Source organism: Haloactinospora alba, from assembly GCF_006717075.1.
GTDB classification, from domain to species: domain Bacteria; phylum Actinomycetota; class Actinomycetes; order Streptosporangiales; family Streptosporangiaceae; genus Haloactinospora; species Haloactinospora alba.
The window spans coordinates 3,772,886-3,797,774 of record NZ_VFQC01000001.1 but is presented as its reverse complement, the minus strand read 5'-3'; the positions used below and the strand labels follow the sequence as shown (position 1 = coordinate 3,797,774).

23 protein-coding genes and 1 tRNA gene are annotated in these 24,889 nt (G+C 68.7%); 12 read left to right on the top strand and 12 right to left on the bottom strand.

Going from position 1 to position 24,889, the window contains the following annotated elements; all coding sequences use genetic code 11:
• The first annotated feature begins 129 nt into the window (after positions 1 to 129).
• Together FHX37_RS17240 and FHX37_RS17235 are read left to right on the top strand one after the other, a co-directional pair.
• Positions 130 to 2,574: a ribonucleoside-diphosphate reductase subunit alpha gene (locus tag FHX37_RS17240; RefSeq protein ID WP_141924858.1), complete on the top strand. Its 2,445-nt coding sequence runs from the start codon at positions 130 to 132 to the stop codon at positions 2,572 to 2,574.
• 61 nt (positions 2,575 to 2,635) lie between these two features.
• Positions 2,636 to 3,709: a ribonucleotide-diphosphate reductase subunit beta gene (locus FHX37_RS17235; RefSeq protein ID WP_141924857.1), complete on the top strand. Its 1,074-nt coding sequence runs from the start codon at positions 2,636 to 2,638 to the stop codon at positions 3,707 to 3,709.
• A gap of 61 nt (positions 3,710 to 3,770) precedes the next feature.
• Here FHX37_RS17235 and FHX37_RS17230 read toward each other — a convergent pair whose 3' ends face one another.
• Entirely contained in the window at positions 3,771 to 4,475 is a 705-nt protein-coding gene (locus FHX37_RS17230) for a hypothetical protein (protein WP_141924856.1), read from the bottom strand.
• Between the two features lie 334 nt (positions 4,476 to 4,809).
• On the opposite strand from FHX37_RS17230, the gene putP reads away from it, so the two are divergent.
• Entirely contained in the window at positions 4,810 to 6,366 is a 1,557-nt protein-coding gene (gene putP, locus FHX37_RS17225) for a sodium/proline symporter PutP (protein ID WP_141924855.1), read from the top strand.
• A 92-nt stretch (positions 6,367 to 6,458) separates the two neighbouring features.
• Positions 6,459 to 7,031: a putative glycolipid-binding domain-containing protein gene (locus tag FHX37_RS17220; protein ID WP_141924854.1), complete on the top strand. Its 573-nt coding sequence runs from the start codon at positions 6,459 to 6,461 to the stop codon at positions 7,029 to 7,031.
• A gap of 109 nt (positions 7,032 to 7,140) precedes the next feature.
• On the opposite strand, the gene FHX37_RS17215 is transcribed toward FHX37_RS17220, so the two are convergent.
• Positions 7,141 to 7,767 (bottom strand): Uma2 family endonuclease, encoded by a 627-nt coding sequence (locus FHX37_RS17215; protein WP_141924853.1) that lies wholly within the window; start codon positions 7,765 to 7,767, stop codon positions 7,141 to 7,143.
• 129 nt (positions 7,768 to 7,896) lie between these two features.
• Here FHX37_RS17215 and FHX37_RS17210 point away from each other — a divergent pair, with 129 nt between their 5' ends.
• The 4 genes from FHX37_RS17210 (at position 7,897) to FHX37_RS17195 (ending at position 13,488) form a co-directional block, all read left to right on the top strand.
• On the top strand, positions 7,897 to 8,286 hold the full coding sequence (locus tag FHX37_RS17210) for a VOC family protein (protein WP_141924852.1): 390 nt from the start codon (positions 7,897 to 7,899) through the stop codon (positions 8,284 to 8,286).
• Between the two features lie 233 nt (positions 8,287 to 8,519).
• Positions 8,520 to 9,365, top strand: coding sequence for an ammonia-dependent NAD(+) synthetase (gene nadE, locus FHX37_RS17205; RefSeq protein ID WP_141924851.1), 846 nt, complete (start codon positions 8,520 to 8,522; stop codon positions 9,363 to 9,365).
• A 301-nt stretch (positions 9,366 to 9,666) separates the two neighbouring features.
• The gene (locus FHX37_RS17200) at positions 9,667 to 10,566 is read left to right on the top strand and encodes an alpha/beta hydrolase family protein (RefSeq protein ID WP_141924850.1); all 900 of its coding nucleotides are present in this window, start codon (positions 9,667 to 9,669) and stop codon (positions 10,564 to 10,566) included.
• A 162-nt stretch (positions 10,567 to 10,728) separates the two neighbouring features.
• Positions 10,729 to 13,488: an AAA family ATPase gene (locus FHX37_RS17195; RefSeq protein WP_141924849.1), complete on the top strand. Its 2,760-nt coding sequence runs from the start codon at positions 10,729 to 10,731 to the stop codon at positions 13,486 to 13,488.
• Between the two features lie 51 nt (positions 13,489 to 13,539).
• On the opposite strand, the gene tnpA is transcribed toward FHX37_RS17195, so the two are convergent.
• Positions 13,540 to 13,968 carry an IS200/IS605 family transposase gene (gene tnpA, locus FHX37_RS17190; RefSeq protein ID WP_141924848.1) on the bottom strand — a complete coding sequence of 143 codons (429 nt, stop codon included), beginning with the start codon at positions 13,966 to 13,968 and terminating at the stop codon, positions 13,540 to 13,542.
• Between the two features lie 43 nt (positions 13,969 to 14,011).
• Between tnpA and FHX37_RS17185 the strand changes: the two genes are divergently transcribed.
• From FHX37_RS17185 to FHX37_RS17175, 3 genes are all read left to right on the top strand, one after another.
• Positions 14,012 to 15,250, top strand: coding sequence for an RNA-guided endonuclease InsQ/TnpB family protein (locus FHX37_RS17185; protein WP_141924847.1), 1,239 nt, complete (start codon positions 14,012 to 14,014; stop codon positions 15,248 to 15,250).
• 326 nt (positions 15,251 to 15,576) lie between these two features.
• On the top strand, positions 15,577 to 16,065 hold the full coding sequence (locus FHX37_RS17180) for a hypothetical protein (protein WP_246062333.1): 489 nt from the start codon (positions 15,577 to 15,579) through the stop codon (positions 16,063 to 16,065).
• 182 nt (positions 16,066 to 16,247) lie between these two features.
• The gene (locus FHX37_RS17175) at positions 16,248 to 16,844 is read left to right on the top strand and encodes a rhomboid family intramembrane serine protease (protein ID WP_141924846.1); all 597 of its coding nucleotides are present in this window, start codon (positions 16,248 to 16,250) and stop codon (positions 16,842 to 16,844) included.
• Positions 16,845 to 16,875: 31 nt separating this feature from the next.
• Here FHX37_RS17175 and dcd read toward each other — a convergent pair whose 3' ends face one another.
• Positions 16,876 to 17,451 (bottom strand): dCTP deaminase, encoded by a 576-nt coding sequence (gene dcd, locus FHX37_RS17170; protein ID WP_141924845.1) that lies wholly within the window; start codon positions 17,449 to 17,451, stop codon positions 16,876 to 16,878.
• A gap of 115 nt (positions 17,452 to 17,566) precedes the next feature.
• On the opposite strand from dcd, the gene FHX37_RS17165 reads away from it, so the two are divergent.
• Positions 17,567 to 17,640, top strand: a tRNA-Gly gene (locus tag FHX37_RS17165).
• Positions 17,641 to 17,736: 96 nt separating this feature from the next.
• Here the strand turns inward: FHX37_RS17165 and FHX37_RS17160 are convergent.
• The 8 genes from FHX37_RS17160 to FHX37_RS17125 form a co-directional block, all read right to left on the bottom strand.
• Complete coding sequence (locus tag FHX37_RS17160; RefSeq protein ID WP_141924844.1) at positions 17,737 to 18,900, bottom strand: tyrosine-type recombinase/integrase; 1,164 nt, start codon at positions 18,898 to 18,900, stop codon at positions 17,737 to 17,739.
• Positions 18,900 to 19,124, bottom strand: coding sequence for a helix-turn-helix domain-containing protein (locus tag FHX37_RS17155; protein WP_141924843.1), 225 nt, complete (start codon positions 19,122 to 19,124; stop codon positions 18,900 to 18,902). Before FHX37_RS17155 ends, FHX37_RS17160 begins: the two co-directional genes overlap by 1 nt.
• The gene (locus FHX37_RS17150) at positions 19,124 to 20,830 is read right to left on the bottom strand and encodes a replication initiator (RefSeq protein WP_141924842.1); all 1,707 of its coding nucleotides are present in this window, start codon (positions 20,828 to 20,830) and stop codon (positions 19,124 to 19,126) included. Before FHX37_RS17150 ends, FHX37_RS17155 begins: the two co-directional genes overlap by 1 nt.
• Positions 20,830 to 22,269 carry an FtsK/SpoIIIE domain-containing protein gene (locus FHX37_RS17145; RefSeq protein WP_141924841.1) on the bottom strand — a complete coding sequence of 480 codons (1,440 nt, stop codon included), beginning with the start codon at positions 22,267 to 22,269 and terminating at the stop codon, positions 20,830 to 20,832. The genes FHX37_RS17150 and FHX37_RS17145 overlap by 1 nt, the downstream gene beginning before the upstream one ends.
• Positions 22,269 to 22,472, bottom strand: a complete 204-nt coding sequence (locus FHX37_RS17140) for a hypothetical protein (RefSeq protein WP_246062332.1) — start codon at positions 22,470 to 22,472, stop codon at positions 22,269 to 22,271. Before FHX37_RS17140 ends, FHX37_RS17145 begins: the two co-directional genes overlap by 1 nt.
• 178 nt (positions 22,473 to 22,650) lie before the next feature.
• Positions 22,651 to 23,070, bottom strand: coding sequence for a plasmid replication, integration and excision activator (locus FHX37_RS17135; protein ID WP_141924103.1), 420 nt, complete (start codon positions 23,068 to 23,070; stop codon positions 22,651 to 22,653).
• 124 nt (positions 23,071 to 23,194) lie between these two features.
• On the bottom strand, positions 23,195 to 24,016 hold the full coding sequence (locus FHX37_RS17130) for a protein phosphatase 2C domain-containing protein (RefSeq protein ID WP_141924839.1): 822 nt from the start codon (positions 24,014 to 24,016) through the stop codon (positions 23,195 to 23,197).
• On the bottom strand, positions 24,013 to 24,861 hold the full coding sequence (locus FHX37_RS17125; protein ID WP_141924838.1) for an RNA polymerase sigma factor sigma-70 region 4 domain-containing protein: 849 nt from the start codon (positions 24,859 to 24,861) through the stop codon (positions 24,013 to 24,015). Before FHX37_RS17125 ends, FHX37_RS17130 begins: the two co-directional genes overlap by 4 nt.
• Positions 24,862 to 24,889 lie beyond the last annotated feature (28 nt).

Below are 24,889 nucleotides of genomic sequence, written 5' to 3'. Positions count from 1 at the left end.
CGGGGCCTCGAGGGAGGGCCGCCGCGCCGCGATCAGGAGACGCTGCCACTGGGCGACCCGTGGCTCGGTCCGGTTACGGCCCGACCTCATCCCCAGCCAGTCACCGTCTCTCTGGTTGGAGCCAGCACCATGGCCGTCGACACCGGCACCGTAGCCGCGGAACCGGACACCGCCGCCGCGCACTCGATCGAACACCGGGTGGCGCAGGCCTGCGCGGACCTGCCCGGGGTGGACGCCGCAGCGGTCCTCGCCGAAGCCCGCCGCAACATCTATCCCGGAATCACCCCCGGCGAGCAGGAACTCGCGCTGATCATGGCGGCCCGCGCGTTCGTCGAGACCGACCCGGACTACTCGCACGTCGCCGCGCGCCTGCTGCTGGACGCGCTGCGCCGCGAGGCCCTGACGTTCCTGACCGGCCGCGCCGAGGAGGCCGACCAGGAACGGATGGCGGAGCGCTACCCCGCCTACTTCGCCGACTACGTCACCCGCGGGGTGGAGGTAGGCCAGATCGACCCCCGCCTGGCCGCGTTCGACCTCGACCGGCTCGGCGCCGCGCTGCGGCCCGAACGCGACCTGGACTTCACCCTCCTCGGTCTGCAGACCCTCTACGACCGCTACCTGCTGCAGACCGGCGGGACCCGCTACGAGCTCCCGCAGGCGTTCTTCATGCGGGTGGCCATGGGGCTCGCCCGCGACGAGGACGACCCGGAGGGGCGCGCCGTCGAGTTCTACGAGCTGCTCTCCTCGTTCGACTTCATGTGCTCCACCCCCACCCTGTTCAACTCCGGAACGCCGCGCCCCCAGCTGTCCTCCTGCTTCCTCACCACCGTCTCCGACGACCTCGGCTCCATCTTCCACGGGCTGAGCAACAACGCCCTGCTGTCCAAGTACTCCGGCGGGCTGGGCAACGACTGGACGCCCGTCCGCGGCATCGGGGCGCACATCCGCGGCACCAACGGCAAGAGCCAGGGCGTGGTCCCGTTCCTGAAGATCGCCAACGACACGGCGGTGGCGGTCAACCAGGGCGGGCGGCGCAAAGGCGCCGTGTGCGGGTACCTGGAGACCTGGCACATCGACATCGAGGAGTTCCTCGACCTGCGGAGGAACACCGGCGACGACCGCCGCCGCACCCACGACATGAACACCGCCAACTGGGTCCCGGACCTGTTCCTGCAGCGGGTGGAGGCCGACGCGCAGTGGACGCTGTTCTCGCCGGACGAGGTCAGCGACCTGCACGACCTCTACGGGGAGGAGTTCGCCGCGGCCTACACCGCCCACGAGCGGGCGGCCGACGAGGGGCGGATCGCGGTGTGGCGGCGGGTGAGCGCCGTGGACCTGTGGCGGCGGATGCTCACCGCGCTGTACGAGACCGGACACCCGTGGATCACGTTCAAGGACCCCGCCAACCTGCGCTCGCCGCAGCAGCACACCGGGGTGGTGCACTCCTCCAACCTGTGCACCGAGATCACCCTGAACACCAGCGCCGACGAGGTGGCGGTGTGCAACCTCGGGTCGGTCAACCTGGCCCGGCACGTGACCGCCGACGGGATCGACACCCAGCGACTGCGCCGCACCGTGCGTACCGCCGTGCGGATGCTGGACAACGTGATCGACGCGAATTTCTACACCGTCCCCGAGGCGGAGCGGGCCAACAGGCGGCACCGGCCGGTCGGACTGGGCGTCATGGGCGTGCAGGACGCGCTGTTCCGGCTGCGGACACCGATGGCCTCCCGGGAGGCGGTGGAGTTCGCCGACACGAGCACGGAACTGGTCAGCTACCACGCCATCGCCGCCTCCACCGACCTGGCCGAGGAACGCGGCAGCTACGACAGCTTCCCCGGGTCGCTGTGGAGCCGCGGGGAGCTGCCGATCGACTCGCTCGCGCGTCTCTCCTCGGCCCGCGGCGGCGACCTCGACGTCGACACCACGGCCCGGCTGGACTGGGAACCGCTGCGGCGGCGGGTGCGCACCGTGGGGATGCGCAACTCCAACGTGCTGGCCCTGGCCCCCACCGCCACCATCGCCAACATCACCGGTGTCGGCCAGTCGATCGAACCCATCTACCGCAACCTGTACGTGAAGTCGAACATGTCCGGCGACTTCACCGTGGTCAACCCCTACCTGGTGCACGACCTGAAACAGCGCGGGCTGTGGGACGCGGACATGGTGGCGCGGCTGAAGACGCACGACGGCAGCCTGGGCGCCATCGACCGGGTCCCCCGACAGCTGCGGGAACTGTACGCGACCGCGTTCGAGATCGACCCGTCCTGGCTGGTCGACGCGGCCGCGCGGCGGCAGAAGTGGCTCGACCAGGCGCAGTCGCTGAACCTGTACCTGGCCGAACCCAGCGGCCGGAAACTCGACGCGCTGTACCGCCGCGCGTGGCGCGGCGGGGTGAAGACGACCTACTACCTGCGCTCGCAGGGGGCCACGCGGGTGGAGAAGAGCACCCTGGCCGGGGTGGACGGTGCCCTCAACGCCGTCGCGGCGGTCCCGGACCCCGCGCCGGGGGCGGCCGCCCGGCACGGCGACACCTGCCCCGCCGACGAGCCGGACTGCGAAGCCTGCCAGTGACCGCGGGCGCCGCGCCCGCCCGCGACCGAACCCCCAGACGGGAAGGAACCGGAACCCACCCATGACACACGCGTTCGACACCGACACGACCGGCCTCGGCGAGATCCACCGGGACGCGGGACGTGTCGCCGTGGACGAGAAGGCGATGATCAACGCCCGCGCCGACGTGAACCAGCTGCTGCCGCTGAAGTACCACTGGGCGTGGGAGAAGTACCTCGCGGGATGCAGCAACCACTGGATGCCGACCGAGGTCGCCATGCAGGCCGACATCGCGCTGTGGAAGTCCGACGACGGACTCACCGGGGACGAGCGGTTCATGCTCAAACGCAACCTCGGATTCTTCGCCACGGCGGAGTCCCTGGTGGCCAACAACGTCGTGCTGGCCGTCTACCGCCACCTCACCAACCCGGAGTGCCGCCAGTACCTGCTGCGCCAGGCGTTCGAGGAGGCGGTGCACGGGCACGCGTTCTGCTACATCTGCGAGAGCCTCGGGCTGGACGAGGGAGAACTGTTCAACATGTACCGGGAGATCCCCTCCATAACGGAGAAGGACTCCTGGGCGCTGCGCTACACCCGGAATCTGGAGGACCCGGAATTCGCCACCGGGACCCCGGAGACGGACCAGGCGTTCCTGCGGGACCTGGTGGCGTTCTACGTCGTGTTCGAGGGAATGTGGTTCTACACCGGTTTCGCGCAGATACTCTCGCTGGGGCGGCGGAACAAGATGGTGGGAATCGCCGAGCAGTACCAGTACATTCTGCGGGACGAATCGATTCACCTGAATTTCGGGATCGACGTCATCAACCAGATCAAGGCGGAGAACCCGCACCTGTGGAGCCCGGGCTTCCAGGAGGAGATCCGGTCCATGCTCACCGAGGCGTGCGAGCTGGAGGTCGCCTACGGGCGCGAGACGATGCCGCGCGGTGTCCTGGGGCTCAACGCCGAGCTGTGCGAGCAGTACATGCACTTCATCACCGACCGGCGCGCGGAACAGCTCGGCCTCGCGCCGATCTTCGGGGAGACCCGCAACCCCTTCCCGTGGATGTCGGAGGTGATGGACCTGGCCAAGGAGAAGAACTTCTTCGAGACCCGGGTGACCGAGTACCAGACGGGAGGCGGCCTGGAGTGGGACTGAGCCGGCGGCGGGTCGCCGGGGCGCGGGGGTGCCGGCGGCGGTTGCCCCGGCCCCCGCGTCCTCACCACACGACCGAGTCGCGCTGGTGCTCCCCGATCCACAGGTGCGGGGCCGTGCGGTAGAGGTGCCAGGCCATCTCCCGGTAGTCGCTGTTGCCCGGCACCGGGAACCGCAGCCGGGCGTTGGGCAAACCGGCCACCGGCGGTTCCTCCCGGGCGGTCTGGCGCAGGTGGATGCTGAAGGGTTCCCGTTCGGTGAACGCGTCGGGGTCGTGCGGGTAGACCTCCAGAGCGAACATGTGTTTGCCGTTCTCGCTGACGATCGACCGCGCGAGTTCCTGGCCCAGCCGTGACCCGAGGCCGGCCTTGAAGGTGCGCTTGTACTCCTTCCAGCTTCCCCCGATCGCGCGGATCTGGTGCCAGTAGACGGGCTCGGCCCGTCCGGAGAGGAGGAACCACACTCCCCGCCGGTCGACGGCCAGTCCGTGCGTGAACAGGGTGGGGACGAGCATCAGCGCGATGACCAGGCTCACCAGCGCTAGGAACACGGCGAACACCGCGGAGATCACCCGTTCCGCCGTTCCGGAACCGTCGTCCAGGAAGCGCTCCGGCCAGATCGCCCCGGCCGCGCTGGTGCACGTGAAGAACAGCACCCCGGCGAGGATGGCGAGCCGGAGCTTGCGCGCGCTGCGCCCGAGGTTCAGGAACACGGCGTCGGACTCCGGCCACAGCTGGCCCGGTTTCCTCGGCTGCGGCAACTGCTCCATGCGTTCTCTCCCGACGGTCACGGCTTCCCGGCCAGCCTCGGACGCCCCACACGTGGGTACTGGTTCCCGGTGGGCCGCCTCCGTGCGACGGGGTGGGCCGGACGTGCCGCCGGAACGCAGGGCGGTGCCCGCGGTGCGAGATTGGCCATATATCCGATCCGACAAGCCGGACCGGTGACCTATGGACGAGAGGACAAGCCTGAATGATGAAGGCATCGGTGAGATTGCGATGAGGTGGGCAACTTCATATCGGTCATTGCCTCAGCTGCCGAACGAACGCCAGTATCGCGTTCGTCTTGTTACGTCCGTTACGTGAGGAAAAGAAAGGGACCGTGTGAATAGTTCCACCGTGGCATCGACTGCCACCTTCGTCGCGTATTTCGTGGTGATGGTGGCGATCGGCCTCTGGGTCTACAAGCGGACCGTGTCACTGTCCGACTTCGTGCTCGGCGGCCGCCGGCTGAACAGTTGGGTGGCCGGTCTGAGCGCCAACGCCAGTGACTTCAGCGGCTGGCTGCTGCTGGGTCTGCCCGGCGCCGTCTACCTCTCCGGCCTCGGCGAGACGTGGATCCCCGTCGGTCTGGCACTGGGTCTCATCGGAAGCTGGATCCTGATGGCCGGCCGGCTGCGCGTCTACACCGAACGCGCCACCGACGCCCGCAGCGGTGGTGACTCGGACTCGCTCACGCTGTCCTCCTACCTGGAGAACCGGTTCGGCGACCGAAGCGGCCTGCTGCGGGCCGTCTCCGCCATCCTGATCCTGGTCTTCTACGTCTTCTACGTCGCCTCCGGCCTCGTCGCCATCGGCGACCTGTTCGCGCAGGTCTTCGGCATGCCGGCGGAGGTGGCGATCCTCGCCGGTGTGCTCATCGTCGTGCTCTACACCTTCCTCGGCGGTTTCCTCGCGGTGAGCTACACCGACGTGCTGCAGGCGGTGATGATGTGGATCGCCCTGCTCATCGTGCCCGTCGTGGGAATCCTCGTGATCACCGCCGACCCCGTCACGGGTGTGGAGGGCGACTTCGACTCCGTCCTGAGCGGCGTGGAGGGAACCCTGGGCGACGCCCTGGCGCCGATGGTGATCATCTCGGGTCTGGCCTGGGCGTTCGGCTACTTCGGCCAACCGCACATCCTCGCGCGGTTCATGGGTATCCGCTCCGCGGGGGAGGTGCGCCAGGCCGGGATCATCAGCGTCGGCTGGCAGATCACCGCGATGATCATGGCGGTCGCCGTCGCCTTCACCGGTGTCGTCTACTTCTCCGAGCCGGTCGAGAACTCGGAGCAGATCTTCCCCAACCTGATCCAGGCCCTGATGAACCCCTGGGTCGCCGGGTTCCTGCTGGCGGCCATCCTGGCCGCGGTCATGAGCACCGCCGACTCCCAGCTGCTGGTCGCCTCCTCGGCCCTGACCGAGGACGGCTACCGGGCGTTCGTGAAACGCGACGCCTCTCCCATGTCGCTCGTGTGGATCAGCCGCGGTGCCGTCATCGGCGTCGCGCTCGTCGCCGCCGGCATCGCCCTGTCCGGCAACAGCAGCGTCATGGAGCTGGTCGGATACGCCTGGGCCGGGTTCGGCGCCGGGTTCGGGCCCGTGATCCTGACGTCGCTGTACTGGCGGAACATGAACCGCGTCGGAGCGCTCGCCGGGATGCTGGGCGGCGGTGTCGTCGCCATCGTGTGGGACATCGTCGACACCAGCGGGCTGGCGCTCGGACCCCTCACCGTGGGGCCGCTGGAGACCGGCCTGTACTCGATGGTGCCCGCCGTCGTCGTGAGCTTCGCCGGTATCTTCCTCTTCAACATGCTGGGCCGGACCACCCAGCAGATGGCTGACGACTTCAACCGCGTGGACGAGGAGTTCCAGCGGGAGAAGCACGAGGCCGGCGTCTGAGCGACGCCTGTGACCGGGGAGGTTCGCCGGGCACCGGCGGACCTCCCCGCACCTTCTGGCGTGCGGCCCGAGCTACCGGTAGAAACGGGCCCATGCCCCTCACGCACGACCTGCCCGCCGCCTGGACCCGGACCGACGTCGCGGAAGGGTTGGGACTGGGTACGCTCATCGCCGAACCGTGCGGCTTCACGCTGGAGGCCAACGAGACCGTCGCCGGGGCGCAAGAGCGGTTCTCCTGCCGGTTCACCGTCCACACCGACCTGGCGTGGGTCACCCGCAACGCCCGGGTGGAGACGCTGTCGCCCGAGGGCGCCCACGTGGTCGAACTGTCCGGCAGCGGCGGCCGCTGGACGGTCAACGGGAACCACGCCCCCGAACTCGACGGCTGCGTGGACGTGGACGTCGCCGCCACCCCGCTGACCAACACCCTGCCGATCCGGCGCCTGGGGCTGGGGCCCGGGGAGTTCCGCGACATCGCGGTCGCGCGCGTCGAGGTTCCCAGCCTGCGGGTGTGTCGGGTCGCGCAACGCTACACCAGGTTGCACAGCAGTACCGGGCCGCAACGTTACGAGTGCCGCGGCAACCGCTTCGGCACCCACGAGATCACCGTCGACCGGGAGGGCATGGTCCTGGACTACGAGGGGCTGGCCAAACGTCTCCGGTGAGGCCGGCGGCCCTCACCCCACCCCGTTCACCCGCCCGAATCCCCCGGCACCCGGACCGGAGCTGGTTCCGGGACTGCTGCGAGCACCGAGGGCGGGGACCGCGCTGACTTCATCCAGAGCGGGGAAGGAGCCCCCGTACGTTCAGGTCGACGGCGAACGGCGCGCTAACCGCGAGACGTTCCCGGGCGACGGTGACGGGAGCGTAACTCCCGGTCACATCGTCACGTTCGTAGACGTAGACGACAGGAGAGCCCGACTCCTCCTCGACACGCCAGAAATGTCGTATGCCCGCCTCGGCGTATTTCAACGGCTTGGTTTTCCGATCGCGTTCCGCGGACTCCTCTGAGACGATCTCCACGACGAGGAGCACATCCGCCGGCGAGTGGTACGTACGGTCGAGGTCGGGTTCCTGCGGTTCGCGGAAGGCGACGATGTCAGGCTCCGGGCGTTGACGCTGCCCGAGTTTGACCGACATCTCGATCTCCACGCCGACACCGTCCGGCGCCTGCTGGTCCAGTTCGTAACCCATGCGCATCATGACACGGGCACGGAAGGACCGGTGGGGCGACATCACGATGAGGGCTCCGTCGATCAACTCGAGGTGGCGCGGCGCCTCGGGCGGGAGCCGATCGAGGTCGTCGGCCGTCCAGCCGCCGGGCGGTGGGAGGAACCAGTCGGGCAACGGTTGGGCGGGTGACGACGAGGACACTGTCGGCTCCTTTGACGGGATCGACATCGCTCGGTGCCTCCTACCTTGCCGTTGGCACGCCGAGCCTATCGGAAGGCTACCCAGTGGCGAGGGGAAAACGCGGATGTCCGGTCCGCAGCGGAGGGGAACGCAGCCCTGGAAGTCCAGAATGGAGCCATGGCCCGCCTCGGACTCGTGACCCTCGTCGTCGACGACTACGACACCGCCGTCGCCTACTACACGCGCGTTCTCGGTTTCGAGCTCCGCGAGGACACCCCGCTGGGCGGCGGGAAACGCTGGGTGGTGGTGGCACTGCCCGGGTCCCGGGAGGCCGGCGTGTTGCTGGCCCGCGCCGCCACACCCGAACAGCGGGCCCGCGTCGGCGACCAGACCGGCGGCCGGGTCGCCCTGTTCCTGGACACCGACGACTTCTGGCGGGACTACCACCGGATGCTCGCCGCCGGTGTGGTGTTCGAGGGTCCGCCCCGGCACGAGAGCTACGGCAGCGTCGCCGTCTTCCGCGACCCCTACGGCAACCGGTGGGACCTCCGCCGGCTCGGCACCTGACCGCTGTCCCCGATACGGACGCGACCGGCGCCCCGGAGGCGACCCCGCGCACGCGCTCTCGGGTTAACGCCCGCGAAACAGAGCGGGAGTACGGTTGGCGGCACCGTCGGCGCCGTGCGGAGACCGCGACGGTCCCGCCGTCCCGCGCGGGCAGTACCCGTGTGACCAGGGGGTGGACGGCGCGCGATAATTCCGCCCGGCAACGCCGCGGAACCATCGGATAGGGGAGTGGGATGACGGAGACCGACCTGCAGGACGCGCGCCAGGACATCATCCGCGAGCTGGGGGTGGCCGAGGAGTTCGACCCGAGCCGGGAGATCGAGCGGCGGACGGCCTTCCTCGCCGAACGGCTGGAGACCAGCGGCACCACCGCCCTCGTGCTGGGCATCAGCGGCGGCGTCGACTCGATGACCGCGGGGCGCCTGTGCCGGCTCGCGGTGGACCGGGTGCGGGAGAACGGCGGAACCGCCGAGTTCGTCGCGATGCGCCTGCCGTACGGGACACAGCGCGACGCCGAGGACGCCGACCGGGCGGTGGAGGTCACGGGGGCGGACCGCTGTCTCACCGTGGACGTCCAGCCCGCCGCCGACGCGATGGCGCGCTCCCTCACCGAGGCCGGGATGGACTTCCCCGACCGTCAGGCGAAGGACTTCGTGCTGGGCAACATCAAGGCGCGGGAACGCATGATCGCCCAGTACGCGGTGGCGGGCGGCGAGGGCGGCCTCGTCGTCGGCACCGACCACGCCGCCGAGGCGATCACCGGCTTCTTCACCAAGTTCGGGGACGGCGCCGCCGACGTCGTCCCGCTGGCAGGGCTGACCAAGCGCCGCGTGCGGGAGGTCGCCGCGGCACTGGGCGCCCCCGACGACCTGGTGCACAAGACCGCCACGGCCGACCTGGAGAGCCTCGCCCCCCAGAAACCCGACGAGGAGGCGCTCGGGGTGACCTACGCCGAGATCGACGACTTCCTGGAGGGGCGGCCCGTCTCCGAGGACGTCGCGCGCTGGCTGGTGCGCCGCTACCGCACCACCGCACACAAACGCGAGCTGCCGACCACACCCTGGGACACGACCGGTTAGTGCCCGTTCCGCGGGCGACGCTCGCGAGGAACAGCGTCCACACAACAGGCCCCAGGGCGGGCTGCTCGGGGGAGCGGGGCGACGACCCGTCCGCGCGGAGGTGCGGCGAACACTGGTGGTTTCACCGATGCGCGGCGGCCGCGCGCCCCGGATGATGGGAAGCCACCCGGGACGGGAACGGGCACGCCCCCGCTGACCGTTTCCTCCGCTTCCCCTACCGGTGGGCGCGGGCGGGTCCGACCCCCCGGACCGGGTGCGTACGACCCGATCCCCTACCTCGCGACAGCGAAGGAAATCCCCCATGCGAACAGGTACGCCCACCCCCAGTCCCTACCGCCGCGCCGCGCAGCTCGGCGCGACGGCGGTGGCCGCCGCGGCCACCGCCGTGGCGGGTGTCGGAGCCGCCGCCCCGGTACACGCCGACGACAACCCCCACGAGCGCGGACCCGACCCCACCGAGTCCAGCGTCGAGGCGCCCCGCGGCCACTTCGACGTCGACGAGGAGTCCGTCTCCGGACTCGTGAGCGGTTTCGGCGGCGGAACCATCTACTACCCGACCGACACCAGCGAGGGCGACTTCGGCGCGGTCGCCGTCGCCCCCGGCTACACCGCCACCGAGTCCTCCATGTCGTGGCTGGGTCCGCGGCTGGCCTCCCAGGGTTTCGTGGTGTTCACCATCGACACCAACACGACCGTGGACCAGCCCAACAGCCGGGGGAGGCAACTCGAGTCCGCTCTCGACTACCTGGTGGAGGACAGCGACGTCACCGACCGCGTCGACGGGGACCGGCTCGCCGTGATGGGCCACTCCATGGGCGGGGGCGGGACGCTCGCCGCCGCCGAGGACCGCCCCGAACTGGAGGCGGCCATCCCGCTGACCGGCTGGCACACCCAGAAGGACTGGTCCGGGGTGCAGGTCCCCACCATGGTCGTCGGAGCCGAGCGCGACAGCATCGCCTCCGTCACCACCCACTCCGAGCCCTTCTACGAGAGCCTTCCGGGTTCGCTGGACAAGGCCTACCTGGAGCTCGACGGCGCCAACCACTTCGCGCCGAACATGTCCAACACCACCATCGCGAAGTACAGCATCTCCTGGCTGAAACGCTTCGTCGACGACGACACCCGCTACGAACAGTTCCTCTGCCCGCCTCCCGCCTTCGACAGCGACATCGAGGAGTACCGGGACACCTGCCCGCACTAGGACCCGACCGGTGCCCGCCGGGGGCGTTCCGGTGAGGACGGGCCGCACCAGCCGTGCACACGGCCGGTGCGGCCCACCGCTGCGGAGCACCGCCATCCGGGAAATCACCGGTTTCGTGTTTCCGCTCTGTTACCGGTGACAACTCGCGGGTAACGTTCTGGTGTGGCTACCGGAAACCCCCACGGAACCCACAGGAAACTACACGGCCGGGAACGCGAGAAGCGGGAGCTCGCCTCGGCGGCGGACACGGCCAGATCGGGCCGCGGAACGGCCCTCCTCCTCACGGGAGCCCCCGGAAGCGGGAGAAGCAGCCTGCTGGACCACCTGCACGCGGCGGCAGCGGGATGCGCGGTGCTGCGCACACGCGGCGTGCGCGCGGAGTCGGACCTCGCCCTCGCCGGGCTGCAGCGGCTGCTGCAACCCCTGTCCGGACGTGTCGACGGCCTCTCCCCGGAGCAGGCGGCGGCCCTGCGGCACACCCTGCGGACCGGCGCCGTCCCGGAGGAGGGCTGGTTCACCCTGGCCACCGGATGCCGGGACCTGCTCACCGGCGCGGGACACAACACCCCGCTCGTGTGCTGTGTGGACGACGCCCACCTGCTCGACCCGCCGTCCCTGGAGGTGCTGGCGTTCGCCGCGCGTCGGCTGGACACCGCCCCCGCCGCGCTGGTGTTCGCCACCGGCGACGGACACACCCCCTCCGCACTCGCCGACCTCGCCCGCCTCCCGCTCGCCCAGCTGAACGAACGGGACATCCGCGCCCTGCTGGACGAGGAGGAACCGGCGCTCGCGGCACCGGTGCGCGCGCGGCTGGCGCGGGCGGCCCACGGCAACCCGCGGGCCGCCGCCGGTTTCACCGCCCTGCTCACCGCGCGCCAACTCGACGGCACCGACCCGCTTCCCGAGGTCCTTCCGCTGGACCAGAACCTCCGGGATGACCTCACCGCCCCCGTCGACGCCCTGCCAGAGGCCACCCGGGAACTGGTACTGCTCGCCTCCTGCGCGCCGGGGACGGACACCGGCACCGTCCTGCGCGCCGCCCGCCACCCGAGGACCTCCTCCGCGGCCCTGGATCCCGCGGAGGAGGCCGGGATCGTGCGCACCGTGAACGGGCGGCTGCACTTCCCCAACCGGCTCGTCCCCGCGGCGGTCTACCAGAACGCCCCCTTCTCCCACCGCCGCGCCGCGCACCTCCGGCTCGCGGACACCCTCGACCCCCGGCGCGACCCCACCCGCTACGCCCGGCACAGCGCCGCCGCGGCCGACGCACCCGACGCGGGAACGGCCGCCGCCCTCACCACCGCCGCGCACACCGCCCGCACACTGGAGGGGCGCGCGGCCAGCTCGGAGGTCTTCGAACACGCCGCCGACCTCACCCCCCACGCGGGAGAACGCTCCTGCCGCCTCTCCTCCGCCGCGTACGACGCCTGGCAGTCCGGCGACCGCGACCGCGCCACCGCCCTGCTCACCGACGCCCGGGCGCTGGCGTCCGGCGGGAAGGCGGCCGGAAGCGCCGACCTGGCCCGGGCCGCCATCGGCATGCGCGTCGGCAACGCGTTCGACGCCGCCGACGCGCTCCTCGCCGCCGCCCGGAAGCTGCTGCCCCACGACCGCGCGTTCGCCACGCGGGCGCTGATGCGGGCCGCCGACGCGGCGTCCCTGGCGGGGGACCCGCACCGGCACGCCCAAGCCCAGCGGCTGGCGCCCGCGGAACGGGACGACGACCCGCCGGTCGTCGAGCTGGGGCGCGCGTTCCTGGACGGGTGCACCGCGTCGTTCGCGGGCGACTACGCCGCCTCGGTGGGTCCGCTGCGCCGGGCCGTGGCGCTGGCCGACGACATCGGTGAACCCGACGAGCTGGTCTGGGGCGGCATCGCCGCCCTGCGGCTGGGGGACACGCCGCGGGTGCGCGAACTGGCCACCCGGGCGCTGACCGTCGCCCGGCAGCGCGGGGAGCACGCCAGCGCCGTGCACGCGCGCGAGATCCTCGTCCACGCCGAGTTCTGGACCGGCAGGTTCCCCTCGGCCCTCGGAAGCGGTGCGGCCGGGCTGCGCGCGGCCCGCGACACCGGCCAACCCAACTGCGCCACCCACCTCCTGGCGTCCCTGGCGCTCCTCGCCGCGATCCAGGGGGACACCGACACGTGCCAGGCGCGCGCCCGCTCCGTCACCGCGCACGCCAGCCGCCACAACCTCGGCCTGCCGGCCGCGCTGAGCTCGTGGGCGCTGGCCGTGCTGGACCTGGCGCGCGGTGACGCGCCCGGGGCGTTCGCCCGGCTGCGGGTTCTGGCGCGCGCCGACCCCGGCTACGGCCACCCCACCATGCGGCTGCTGACGGCGCCGCTGTTCGTGGAGTCCGCCGTGCGTACGGGGGAGAACCGGTGGGCACGGCAGGTCCTGCGCCGGTACGAGCAGTGGGCCGAGGCGACCGCCAGCCCCAGCGTGCTGGCGCTGGCGGCACGGTGCCGCGGGCTGCTCGCCGCGCCGGAGGAGGCGGCACCGTGCTTCGAGGAGGCGCTGCGTCTGCACCGGGACAGCGCCGACGACAGTGTGGAGCGCGCCCGCACCGCCCTCCTGTACGGCACATCCCTGCGCCGGAACCGGGAACCGGGCCGGGCACGCGGCCACCTGCGGGAGGCGCTGGAGACGTTCGACCGGATCGGCGCGCGGCTGTGGGCGGAACAGGCGCGCGCGGAACTGCGCGCGGCCGGGGAGACGGAACCGGACGGCGCACCGCAGGCGGCGACGGAGCTGACACCCCAGCAGCACCAGATCGCGCTGCTCGTGGCTCAGGGGGCGACGAACCGGGAGACGGCGGCGCACCTGTTCCTCAGCCCGCGCACGGTCGAACACCACCTGCGGGTGATCTTCCGTAAACTCAACATACGCTCGCGGGTGGAGCTGGCGCGCTTCCTCCCGTGACCGGGGGCTTTAATCGGCGCAAGCTCCGGCCTTCAGGCCGGAGATAGCCGATCAGGAGTGGTTATGGTCGGTTCGCTGCGTAGGGCGTCGCTGGTTCTCCACGTACTGCCGGATGATGCTCAGTGGTGCCCCACCGCACGAAGCAGCGAAGTAGCTCGGAGACCAGAGCTTGCCACCCCGGGTACGCACTCGAAACTGCTGTTTCAGTCGCCGCGAGGACACGCCCTTCAGGCTGTTCACCAGTCGCGACACCGCCACCTGCGGTGGATATTCGACCAGTAGGTGCACGTGGTCATCCTCGCCGTTGAACTCGATTAAGTCTGCGTCGAAGTCGGCGCACACCTTGCTGAACACCGACTTCAGAAAGTCCAAGTGTTCGCTGGTGAGTACGTCCCGTCGATACTTCGTCACAAAGACCAAATGAACGTGCATACCGAAAACGCAGTGTCTGCCAGTGCGATAGTCCTCAGTGTCAGCCATAGACCAACATGATACAGTGGTTTCCGAAGGGAGGTGATCAGTCGTGCAGTTGCGGTACCGTTACCGGCTCTACCCCACCGAGCAGCAACGCCAGGCGCTGGCGCAAGCGTTCGGCAACGCCCGCGTGGTCTACAACGACGCGGTGCGCGCCCGCCAGGACGCGTACCAGGCCGGGGAGAAGTTCCCGACCGGAACTCAGCTGCAAAAGCAACTGATCACCAACGCGAAACGCACCGACGAACGCGGTTGGCTCGCGGAGTGCTCCAACATCGTGCTCCAGCAAGCCATCCGCGACGCGGATGCCGCCTACACGAACTTCTTCAACTCGATGAAGGGCAAGCGCGCCGGGCGACGTATGGGCGCTCCCCGGTTCAAGTCCAAGCGCGACCAGCGGCAAGTCATCCGGCTGCACACCGGCGGGTTCCGCATCCGCGAAAACGGCCGGTTGAACCTGGCCAAGGTCGGGGATGTGCGGGTGGCGTGGTCGCGGGATCTGCCCAGTGCGCCCACGTCGGTCACCATCATCAAGACCGCCTGCGGTCGGTATTTCGCGTCGTTCGTGGTGGAGACCGACCCCGACGGCCACGGCGAACATCTGGACCCGGTGGTCGACGACACCGGCGAGGAGGCCGAACTCGCCCTCGACCTCGGGTTGAACGCCTTCGCCACCGACCAACACGGCCACACCATCACTAACCCGCGCGTGCTGCGCCGAGCGGAACGGCGGTTGAAGAAAGCCCAGCGGGCGCTGTCCCGCAAACAGCGGGGCTCCACCAACCGGGCCAAGGCAGGTGCCCGCGTCGCCCGGCTCCACGCCAAGGTGGCCGACACCCGGGCGGACTGGCTGCACAAGGTCACCACCGACGTGGTGCGTGAGAACCAAACGATCTACGTCGAGGACCTCAGCGTGAAAGGCCTGTCCCGCACCCGTATGGCCAAAAGCGTGCACGACGCGTCCTGGGGCCGGTTTCTGGCCCTGTTGGAGTACAAAGCGGCCCGGTATGGGCGCACCCTGGTGCGCATCGACCGGTTCCACCCCAGCACGAAACTGTGCTCCTCCTGTGGGGCCGTGCAGGACATGCCGCTGTCGGAGCGGGTATACCGGTGCCCCTGCGGCCTCGTGTTGGATCGCGACCGCAACGCCGCGTTGAACATCCTCGCCGCCGGACGGGTGGAGAGGTTAAACGCCTGTGGAGCCGACATAAGACCTGCTACGCGGGCGGTTGGCGTGGAAGCAGGAAGCAGCGGGATCCCGCGAGGGAACACCGCCAGCGCGGCGTAGCCGCGTCGGAATCCCCGCCGTTCACGGCGGGGAGCACGTCAACGGAAAGCGCCAGGCGCCGGACCTGTGGCGACAACACCCCAACGTGTGGATTTCCGCACTGTGGCCGCACTCGATATGGTTCCATCGGCGTCAGAGCCTGTTCCGGCGGACACTGTTCGTCACGAGCGGCGCGGCGTTGCGGCCGTGTCGGCAGGCCGAGGAGGGAGGCAGAGCGACCCCTCTGCCGACCCACGGGAACACCGCCGGCGCGGCGCCGAGTGTCGCGCGCGCGTCCGTCGAACAGGCCCAAACCATCCCCGCCAAACACGGAAAGAGGCATACCCGTGTCCGAACCGGTTCGCCTGGTGTGTCCCATGAGCCGCAAGTACGGGGAGCTGGCCGCCGGGGCCGCCGGCTGCCTGGCCGGCCTCGGCGCCGTCGTGGCCGCTCCCACCTCCTGGGCGGTCGTGGGGGCGGGAATCGCGTGTGTCCTCGCCGGCGCGGCGCTGCTCTGGCACGGGGCGCGTATCGCGGTGCCGGTGCTGGAGGTCTCCGACGGCGAGTTCCGCTACCGGCGCGGCCGCTACATCGTGCGGGTCCCGTGCTCCCGGCTCGGTTCCTACTACGTCCTCGCCGGGCGGGCCCGTTCCCTGGGACTGTGCGACCCGGTCGGCCAGCCCTACACGTTCCCCTCGGTCGAAGGCCGCCGCGCCACCCGCCCGTACCTCCCCCTCACCGGGGTGCGGTCCTCGGCGAAGGTCGAGGCGTTCATGGCCAGTGCCGGGGTGCCGCCCCGGGACCGTTCCCTGACGTCGGGAACGAGCGCGCGGTAGCCCCACCCGCCGGGAACACGGCATGTGATTCACATCACACCTGGTGGTCGGGGGTTCGCCGCGGACTCCCGGCCGCGGCCGGGGGCCGCCGTGGCGCGTGTGCCGCGCCAGCCCGGCGGAGCGGTCAACACCACCCCGCGACCCCCTGCCGTAGCGGCGGGTGGTCGCCTACAGTCGGGAGCGTGACGCACTCACGGATAGTCGCCATCATCACCGTCGCGGCGATGACCGTCGCGATGTGGGCGTTCGAGCTGTTCGACACCATGCTCGGCGGCGCGCTCGACCGGACGTTCGGGATGCACGCCTGGGAGCTGGACGCGCCGTGGACGATCCTCACCGCCCCGTTCATGCACGGCAGTTTCGCGCACCTGATCAGCAACACGGTGCCGTTCCTGGTGCTGGGGGCCCTCGTCGCGTTCAGCGGCCTCAGCCGGTTCCTCTGGACCACGGCCATCGTGGCGCTCGTCAGCGGGGCGGGAGTGTGGCTGTTCTCCACCCCGGACACGCTCACGGTCGGCTCCAGCGGCCTCGTGTTCGGCTACTTCGGCTACACCGTGATGCGCGGCCTCGTCGAACGCAAGACGGTCGACATCGTCATCATGATCTGCGTGGTCATCTTCTACGGGACGATGATCTGGGGTGTGCTGCCGCAGCAGCAGGGCATCTCCTGGCAGGCCCACCTGTTCGGTTTCCTCGGCGGGCTGCTGGCCGCCTACCTGCTGCCCAAACGCGGCGAACAGCGGCCGGTCAACCGGGGGTACAGTCCCTACCTCGGGTGAGGCGGCGCGCCGGTGACGGTCCGGCCGGCGGTCACAGCCGGGTGCGGGAGAAGTTCAGGTAGGAGCGCGACGGTGTGGGGCCGCGCTGGTTCTGGTACCGCGACCCGTACCGCGCGGACCCGTAGGGCTCCTCCGCGGGCGAGGTGAGCCGGAACATGCACAGCTGCCCGATCTTCATCCCCGGGTACAGCATCATCGGCAGGGTGGCGACGTTGGACAGCTCCAGCGTGACGTGGCCCGAGAAGCCGGGGTCGATGAACCCGGCCGTGGAGTGGGTGAGCAGCCCCAGCCGGCCCAGCGAGCTCTTGCCCTCGAGCCTGCTGGCGATGTCGTCCGGCAGGGTGACGACCTCGTAGGTGGAGGCCAGCACGAACTCCCCGGGGTGCAGGATGAACGGCTCCTCCTCGTCCCCCTCGATGAGCCGTGTCAGGTCGGGCTGTTCCACCGACGGGTCGATGTGGGGGTACTTGTGGTTCTCGAACACCCGGAAGTAGCGGTCCAACCGGATGTCGACACTCGAGGGTTGCAGGAGCTCCGGGTCGTAGGGGTCGATCCGCACCCGCCCGGTCTCGACTTCGGACCTGATATCGCGATCGGAGAGCAGCACGTCCCAGAAACTACCCGCTGGCGACCCCTGTGCCGGTCGTCCGGCCGCGTTACCGCTTCCCGGCGCGGTTCAGGTACAGTAGGACCCGTTGGCAGCCGCCAAGCGGGGCCATCACGCGGATGTAGTTCAATGGCAGAACTTCAGCTTCCCAAGCTGATAACGCGGGTTCGATCCCCGTCATCCGCTCCAGGTACGAAGGACCAGGTCATCCGGAAGAATCCAGAGCCTGGTCCTTTTTCTGTGCATTCCCGTCAGCGGTCCGCGTGCCCGCTACGTGCCCGATGCTCAGACCGGGGGACCGACGATGGGCGGAGGGTCGTCGTCTCCAGTGTTCTCGTCCTGGTCATCGTCCGCCTTCTTCAGCTCCTCAGCGGCACGCTTCCCCAACCGGTCGGCCAGCTCTCGAGCACGGTCGTCCCGTGCGTGCAGGTAGACGAGTGCTGCCCGGGTACTGGAATGGCCCATCCTGGTCATGAGTTCGCGCAGCGACGCCCCGGCTTCAGCAGCGTAGGTGTTGCCCGTGTGCCGAAGGTCGTGCAGATGGATGCCTTCCAGCCCCACCGCCGCACACGCCTCGGCCCAGTACTTCGAGAAATTGCTTCGCCGGAGCTGGTTCCCTTTTACCCCAACGAACACGAGCCCGGACGGCCCCGGAGCGGCGAACTCGTTCAGGTGTCGCCATAGGTCATCCTTGATCAGGTCGGGCAGTTGCACCGTCCGATATCCCGCCCGGGACTTGGGCGTTCCCTTAACCAGTTCGCCGACGTCGTGCACGGTCTCGCGAACGGTCACGGTCCCCTTGTCGACATCGAGATGACGCCGACGTAGCCCGGCCAGCTCGCCCCACCGAAGGCTGCCGAACGTCGCGAGCAGGACGAGCGCACGGTATCGGGGCTTAATGGCGTCAGCCAGTTTGAACACCTCAGAGACGGACAACACGGGCCGTTCCTCGCTGTTCTCCTGGCCCGCCCCCTCGATCTGGCACGGGTTTTCGCGGATCAGCCTGTCACGTACGGCCGTGTTCAGGATGGCGCGAAGCAGCCGATATGCCTTAGGAACCTGCCCTTTTCCCCTCTTTGCCTTGCGCCGTGTTGCACGCCACTTCCGGATGTCCGCCTCTTGAATGTCCTTCAGTTTCATATCACCGAAGGTGGGATTCAAGTGCAGCCGGAGCAGGCCCTCATACGTCTGTTCCGTCTTGGGCGTCAGCTCGCGAGTAGTCATCCACTCTGCGGCATAGTCCCGAAACCGCACATCACCGGCATTGGGATCCCACCAACCGTCACGGTTGATCTCGGCTTCCTTCAAGGTCAGCCACCGGTCCGCCTCTTTCTTCGTGGCGAACGTGAACGGCGCCGGGCGGTCGACTCTGTCCGGACCCTGGTAACGCGCCTGATACCGCCCCGAGGGAAGCTTGCGAACCCTGCCGAAACGACGCTTCTTCACCATCAGGCAACCCTTCCCATGTCCAGACGGAGCGGTTCGACAACGCCAGTGGCGATGAACTCGTCCAGCGCGGATTCCGGAATCCGAACGTGCCGACCGATCCGGACGAAGGTGATCCGGCGCTCCTCGATCAGCCGACGCGGATACCGCTGGCTAGTGTTGAGCCGTTCAGCCGCTTCCGCGACCGTCAGCAGCCGACCCGTAACACGCGTATTCGTCTTCGCCATCACGCTGCCTTTCCAGTTGCCGAATGGTGGTGTTGCCGAACGGTGTCCAGGTGGGCGCGGCGGTTGAGCCGCTCGCCCACGGCCCGGAGTAATCGGTGCTCGCGAGGGGCCACGTCCGGATCGGTGGGTTTGGCGAGTTCCCACACGCAGCGTTCGTTGGTGGCGGTTGCCGAGAGAACCGGAGCACCCGGGTGCGAGGTCGTCTCGGAGCCGGTGCCGTCGTCGGGGTCGGGGTTGGTGGGATCCACACCGAGGGTTTGCAGCACCCAGGTCAGCCGGTCGGCTTTGTGGTCGGCCAGGGTCTTGTTCGACCATTTGCGCGAGACCAGCACCCGACGTCCGGCATAGCCCAGGTGTTGGCGTTTGTGGGCTTTGGACCGGCAGAAGCCGGGGCGCATGCCCGCTGTGGGGTTCTGGGGTTGGATGCCGTAGCGCAACCAGTTCGCACACCGAGGTGAGCAGGGTTCGAACCGCAAGGCGTCCATGAAGCGGTCCACGTGGCGCTGTTGGGCGGCGGTGGTCACCGGGTGGCACTCGGCGATGTCCTTGGTCAGGTATTTCGCCAGGTAGCGCACGCACCGGTTGGCATCACCACTGCCGGCCACCACGCCTTTGGCGTCCACTTGGGGACCCAGCCGACACACGTGCATGGGTTCGGCCTCCGGATCCGTGTCCAGCACGTCCAGGGCCTGTTCCCAAGTGGCCAGCACCTCCCCGGTATCCGGATCGACATAGTTTCCGGTGTCCTCGTCGAAGAGGGGCAGGTGATCGTTGTCGTAGACGACCTGTTCAGCGTGGGGCCACCAGACTTGGTGGTAGGTCGCCGCGGCGATCTGGCGCAGTTCGGCCCGGGGCAGGGTGCCCCGGATCGCCATGTGTAGGTGCGGGGCGAGGCGTTTCTGGGGTTCCACGGTGGCGAAGTACTGCACGTCGAACCCGGCCACCCTACGGAGGTTCTGCACGAACCGGTCGATGAGCTTGGAGAAGTGAAGCGTGTCGCGCGCGCAGCGTTGATAGTCGTAGGTGTCGGGATCCACCGGGGTGCCGTCCGAGCGCACCCGCCCGTAGGAATCCAGGGTCAGGGTGAGGAACAGGGACGGGCGAAACGTCGTGCCTGTGGCGCTGTCCTGGAAACTACGGCCCACGGTTCTGCGAGCCATGGGGCGTTTGGGCAGGTCGGGCACGTCGCTGCGGCGTTTCGTCGAGCGTGTACGCCGTGGGGAGGAACCACCCGAGGAGGAGGAACCCCGTGAGACCGACCCGCGCAGGCCGGTGGCGGTGATCTCCTCATCCATGGCGGTCATGGCCTCGTCCAGCTCGGCCAGCTCGTCAGAGGTGGTCGCTTGGGACGCGGCGAGATCGTCACGGCGAGCCGTGGCCCGAGCGCGGTGTTCGACCCACCAGCGTTGCACCTGCGAGGGATCATCCGGAGTGGGTGTGGGTTCCTCGTCCAGGTGCCAGCCCTCTTCGCACTGGCTGCGCCGCAGGGAACGCTTACGAGCCGCACAGGCCGGGCACTGGCTGTCCAACGTGGAGCCGCACGGCACATCCACGATCTCTGAGGCCCCGGTGTCCAGGTTGGTGCGCCGCAGTGAGACCGGACGGATGCACACCCCGTTGTCGGTGGCGACCTGTTCGGCGACGTCTTTGGCCAGGGGTTGGGCTTGGCGCTCGGCCCGTGTGGTTTTGCCGGTCGGAGTCGGCATCAGGCCACCTCCACATCCGCCACCGGCTGCAGAGAACGAGTTCCGTACTCGTTCGCCATGGCCGTGATGTCGTCATCATTGACGAAGGCGGCCCGCACACGCACCGGTAGCGGGGAGCCCTCCAGGCGGACGAACGCCACCCCGGGAACATCGGGGTCGATGAGATGGGCGTTGGCGCCGCGTTCGCGGGCGTCATCGCCGAGCACCATGTCAACCTGAGACGCTTCGTCCAGCCGTAGGGCGATCTTGTCGGGAAACAGGTTGCGCAGGTTCATGACCTCTTTGCGCGGGTCCTGGAGTGCGGCCAGCACGCACACCCCCACCGCACGCCCCTGGCTTGTGAGGGTGGCGATGGCGTTCTCGGCCCGGCGGCGGATGTCTTTCTCGGGGTGGTAGGCGGTGAGGAAGGCGACCTCATCGACCATGATCACGATGAAGGGGTCCTCAACCGTGGGAGTGTGGTTGCGCCGGATTCCGGCGTAGCGATCCGCCCGGGCGTGCATCTCGGACACGGCCGCCTCCAACACGTCCACGGCCGCCTCAGCGGTGTCGGCGTAGCGGGCGAACAGGCTCCGGCCGTAGGACAGTTCCATGCGTTTGGGATCGATCGCCCACACCTGGGCAGTGCCCTCGCCAATGGCGGGCAGCAGGGCGCGGATGGCCGACCAGAGCACCGAGCCTTTGCCCGAACCTGTCACTCCGACCGTGAGTACGTGGGTGCCGTGCAGCCGCAGGTCCCACGGGGTCCCGTCTTCACACAGGCCCACCTCGAGAGCGGCCATGTCGACCTGATCCGGGACGGGGCGTGCCGGCAGGGGGTTGGCCAACAGGTCGCGGCGGGGAAACTCCAACACCACGTCGCGCGGCCCGCGCGTGTAGACCCGGCACGAGGGCGCTTGGAACCCGTGGGCGAGCTCGGTCACCCGGTCTTCGAGGTCTCTGGGAGTGGTGCCCTGTACCAGGGTGATGCGCACCCGGTCCGCCCAGGCGGTGCAGGACACGGTTTTGATGCGGGGCAGGTAGTGGCGTTCCTGATACGACTCGGCCAGTCCGGCCACCACGAGCACGGGTTGCCAGTGACGCCGGTACACCCACAGCCAGCGCCAGCACGCCAGGCTGCGCAGCACGACCAGGCGGTGGAACACGGCGGGCCAGTACCACCACCACACCCCCAATCCCACGCCAGCGAGAAGTATCCCCGCAGCGAGCGGGATCCAGCCCCAGACGGAAACGACCATGGCACCGGTACTCAGCAGGGCGGTTGCGATCGGGAACCGGACGGGGGTGAGCACCACCAGGCGCAGGAGCCGATAGACCCACCGGGACACGATGACGATGCCCGGCGTTTCCACCACCGGGGTCGTGAACCGTACCCCGTGCGCGGGAAGAGGGGTGGTGGGCTGTACTTGGGCACTTCCGGCACTGCGGTCGCGCAGCATCACGAGTCACCCCCCAGCACCTCGAACAGCCAGGCTTGGTACTCGGCCCGTAGCGCCGCGTTGCGCGCCCGGTAGGCGGCCAGATCCGCCCGAGCCGAGGCCGCCACCACGTGCGTGTGCGGGTCCTCGCTGGCATCAGCGATGCGCTCCAACAGGTTGGTCTTCCAGGCCAGCAGGTCCGAGTTGTCCTGGTGTGGGGCCATGACCGGACGCTGAGAGCGCGATCGCAGTTCCTCCAGGAACCGCGAGATCTCACGCGCGTGTGAACCCTGAGAGTGCGACATAAGCTAGAGACACCTCTTCTACATGTATGAGCAGTGCAACGGGGAGAGGTAGGGGCGGCCGTTGGTGTTGGCGCACCAGGCCGCCCCGCGTGTGTTCTCAGGCGGCGTCCTTGGCAGCGCCCGCGTTGGCTGAGGCAGCCTTGCGCCCCGAGGCGTTGGGGGCTTTCACTCCGCGTGCCCGCAGCGAGTAGGCCACCCGAGGGCGCCGGCCCGACTCGTCCACATAGGGCATCACCGACATCTGTTCGAACTCGGCCGGACGGAACGGCAACCCCGGAACCTCGTCCGGCAGGGTCGGGCACACCTCAGCGGCGACCTTGACTTTCACGCTCTTGGCCTTGCCCCGGGCCTCCGGGTCGGCGTCGATGACCTCCACCGCCCACAGCGGCAGCCCCGAGGTCTTGTCGGTCTGTTGGCGCTTGGTCTCAAAGTCGGTGATCGCTTCCACCCCCAGGGCGTAGGCCCCGTGCGGGAACACCGTTCCGAACTCCACCGGCAACGCACCCTGAATAGCCATCAGATACTCCTTCCACTTCTCTGTCCATCCCCCTATACAGCACAGAAGATTTCTGAAAGCAGCTCCTGTCTAGGGGGATGGACAGAACGTAACGCAACACCCAAGTGATTGTCTAGGGGGGTATTCAACCGTTGGGATGTCCATAGACGACAGTGGCGTCATCATGGGCTTTGCCTCGCGGCCAAACTCGGCCGTCAGGATCGCTGTACTCGGCCTGGCGAATCTGCTTAATCAGAGCGGCTGCTCCGTCTGTGGCAACGGTATCGAGCGTATTGCGCCACGTGGTCAGGCCGAATCGGTCAACCAGACGAGTGGCACCGTCGCTAAGTAGCGTGAAGGCGGTTACCTCGTCGAGATGAACGCGTCCCGTTATCGCCTGTTCTGCGGCTGCTGGTTCCGTATTGGCGATCCAGAAGCCGCCGGGACGATTGCGATGGTTGGCCAAGGCAGCCACGTATTCCCGTAACGCTTGGGAATGCTCCGTGGTACCCGTAGGAAGCGCGTCCATAGGTTTACGTAGCTCGCGGCCGACGATGGCTTCCCGGTTGTCGCTGATCACATCGGGAGCCTCGCCAAACCGGTCGAGTACCAGTACAGAGTCCGCGAGGACCAGGTATTCGCAATCGGTATCACCCCAGCGAAGGGCGACCACTGTGGCTGAGGGAGTCTCAGCATGCTTGAGGTCGCAGGTGCCAACGTGTAGCCGGTTTACATACTCGATGGAGCTGGCTAATGCCCCAGTGAGGGAAGCGCCAGGGCTGAGAGCGCTGAGTAGCAGCCCACCGAGAGTGCGCGCATACCAGGAGACGCCATGCACACACCCGGACTCGGCGCCAGGCGGGGTACCAGCACCATCCAGCAAGACGGCCGCGTTGCTGCCTACAGCGGCGAAGTCCTCATTGGGTCGATCGAGTTTGGCGGGGTCGGTGGCAAGCTGGAAGCTCACACTTCGTCCTCGTCATGTCGATACAGCGGTGTCGCCATTTCGGTCTTGACTGGTTCGTTGGTCTCCGAGTCGTACTCGGTCCGAATAAGGACAGAGAAGTCCTGTTCACCGATCTGGCCCCACAAAGTGGCGATGTCGGTGGTCAACCACTGCGCTACGCCCAACGAGCCCGCCGGATGGATTCCCGCGATTGCCAATAACGAGCCCGCACCGTCAGGTCGGGGAAGACGGCCGAGATATCCGATATCGCTGGGTGAAGGCGATGACCCGTCGGAACCTGCGTAATGGACCTCACCGGTACGGGCATCACGGATGCGCCATGGCTGACCCTCATCGCGTTCCCAGACGAACACGGGATCCTTGGCATAGGTTGCGGACATCGCTTCGGACATGCGCGGACCGCACACGACTACTAGGCCAGGCCGGTTGAGATCCACCGATCCGTCGATTCCCACGTGGTCGTCCTGCACCGTCAGGTCGTAAGTACGGACCAGGTTTTCCAGCCGCTTTCCGGTGTTGAGGTCATCGAGGGAGACCGCTACCCGGTCTTTGCCCGGTTCCCAGCGCAGTGGTGTGACGATCGTTACTGTTCCCGATCCGAAGAACGCTCCCTCCGGAGCGGGACCAGTGCGACGGATCTGATGGATACGGCCACGTGTCAGGCCAGCCTGTGCCGCGATCTGGGCATAGGACAGCCCTTGAGCATGCAGGTCCTGAATCGTACGGCGCCGCAGTCGAGACAAGTCGGTGACCTCTTGCTGGGCTTCACTGAGACGATCGGTTGCCGCGCGGAGTAGAGCGAACGGATCCTCGATCCCCGCTATGCGCTCATACTCGCTGCCCATCGTCCCTCTTCCAGCATGGATCCCAGAT

Coding starts and splice junctions, on each gene's coding strand:
- FHX37_RS17160 (WP_141924844.1), bottom strand. CDS start 18,900: ATGGTGAAGAAGCGTCGTTTCGGCAGGGTTCGCAAGCTTCCCTCGGGG.
- FHX37_RS17230 (WP_141924856.1), bottom strand. CDS start 4,475: ATGGAGCAGTTGCCGCAGCCGAGGAAACCGGGCCAGCTGTGGCCGGAG.
- FHX37_RS17145 (WP_141924841.1), bottom strand. CDS start 22,269: ATGCTGCGCGACCGCAGTGCCGGAAGTGCCCAAGTACAGCCCACCACC.
- tnpA (WP_141924848.1), bottom strand. CDS start 13,968: ATGGCTGACACTGAGGACTATCGCACTGGCAGACACTGCGTTTTCGGT.
- nadE (WP_141924851.1), top strand. CDS start 8,520: ATGACGGAGACCGACCTGCAGGACGCGCGCCAGGACATCATCCGCGAG.
- FHX37_RS17140 (WP_246062332.1), bottom strand. CDS start 22,472: ATGGCCCCACACCAGGACAACTCGGACCTGCTGGCCTGGAAGACCAAC.
- FHX37_RS17215 (WP_141924853.1), bottom strand. CDS start 7,767: ATGTCGATCCCGTCAAAGGAGCCGACAGTGTCCTCGTCGTCACCCGCC.
- FHX37_RS17200 (WP_141924850.1), top strand. CDS start 9,667: ATGCGAACAGGTACGCCCACCCCCAGTCCCTACCGCCGCGCCGCGCAG.
- FHX37_RS17135 (WP_141924103.1), bottom strand. CDS start 23,070: ATGGCTATTCAGGGTGCGTTGCCGGTGGAGTTCGGAACGGTGTTCCCG.
- FHX37_RS17150 (WP_141924842.1), bottom strand. CDS start 20,830: ATGCCGACTCCGACCGGCAAAACCACACGGGCCGAGCGCCAAGCCCAA.
- FHX37_RS17220 (WP_141924854.1), top strand. CDS start 6,459: ATGCCCCTCACGCACGACCTGCCCGCCGCCTGGACCCGGACCGACGTC.
- FHX37_RS17240 (WP_141924858.1), top strand. CDS start 130: ATGGCCGTCGACACCGGCACCGTAGCCGCGGAACCGGACACCGCCGCC.
- FHX37_RS17235 (WP_141924857.1), top strand. CDS start 2,636: ATGACACACGCGTTCGACACCGACACGACCGGCCTCGGCGAGATCCAC.
- FHX37_RS17125 (WP_141924838.1), bottom strand. CDS start 24,861: ATGGGCAGCGAGTATGAGCGCATAGCGGGGATCGAGGATCCGTTCGCT.
- FHX37_RS17155 (WP_141924843.1), bottom strand. CDS start 19,124: ATGGCGAAGACGAATACGCGTGTTACGGGTCGGCTGCTGACGGTCGCG.
- FHX37_RS17210 (WP_141924852.1), top strand. CDS start 7,897: ATGGCCCGCCTCGGACTCGTGACCCTCGTCGTCGACGACTACGACACC.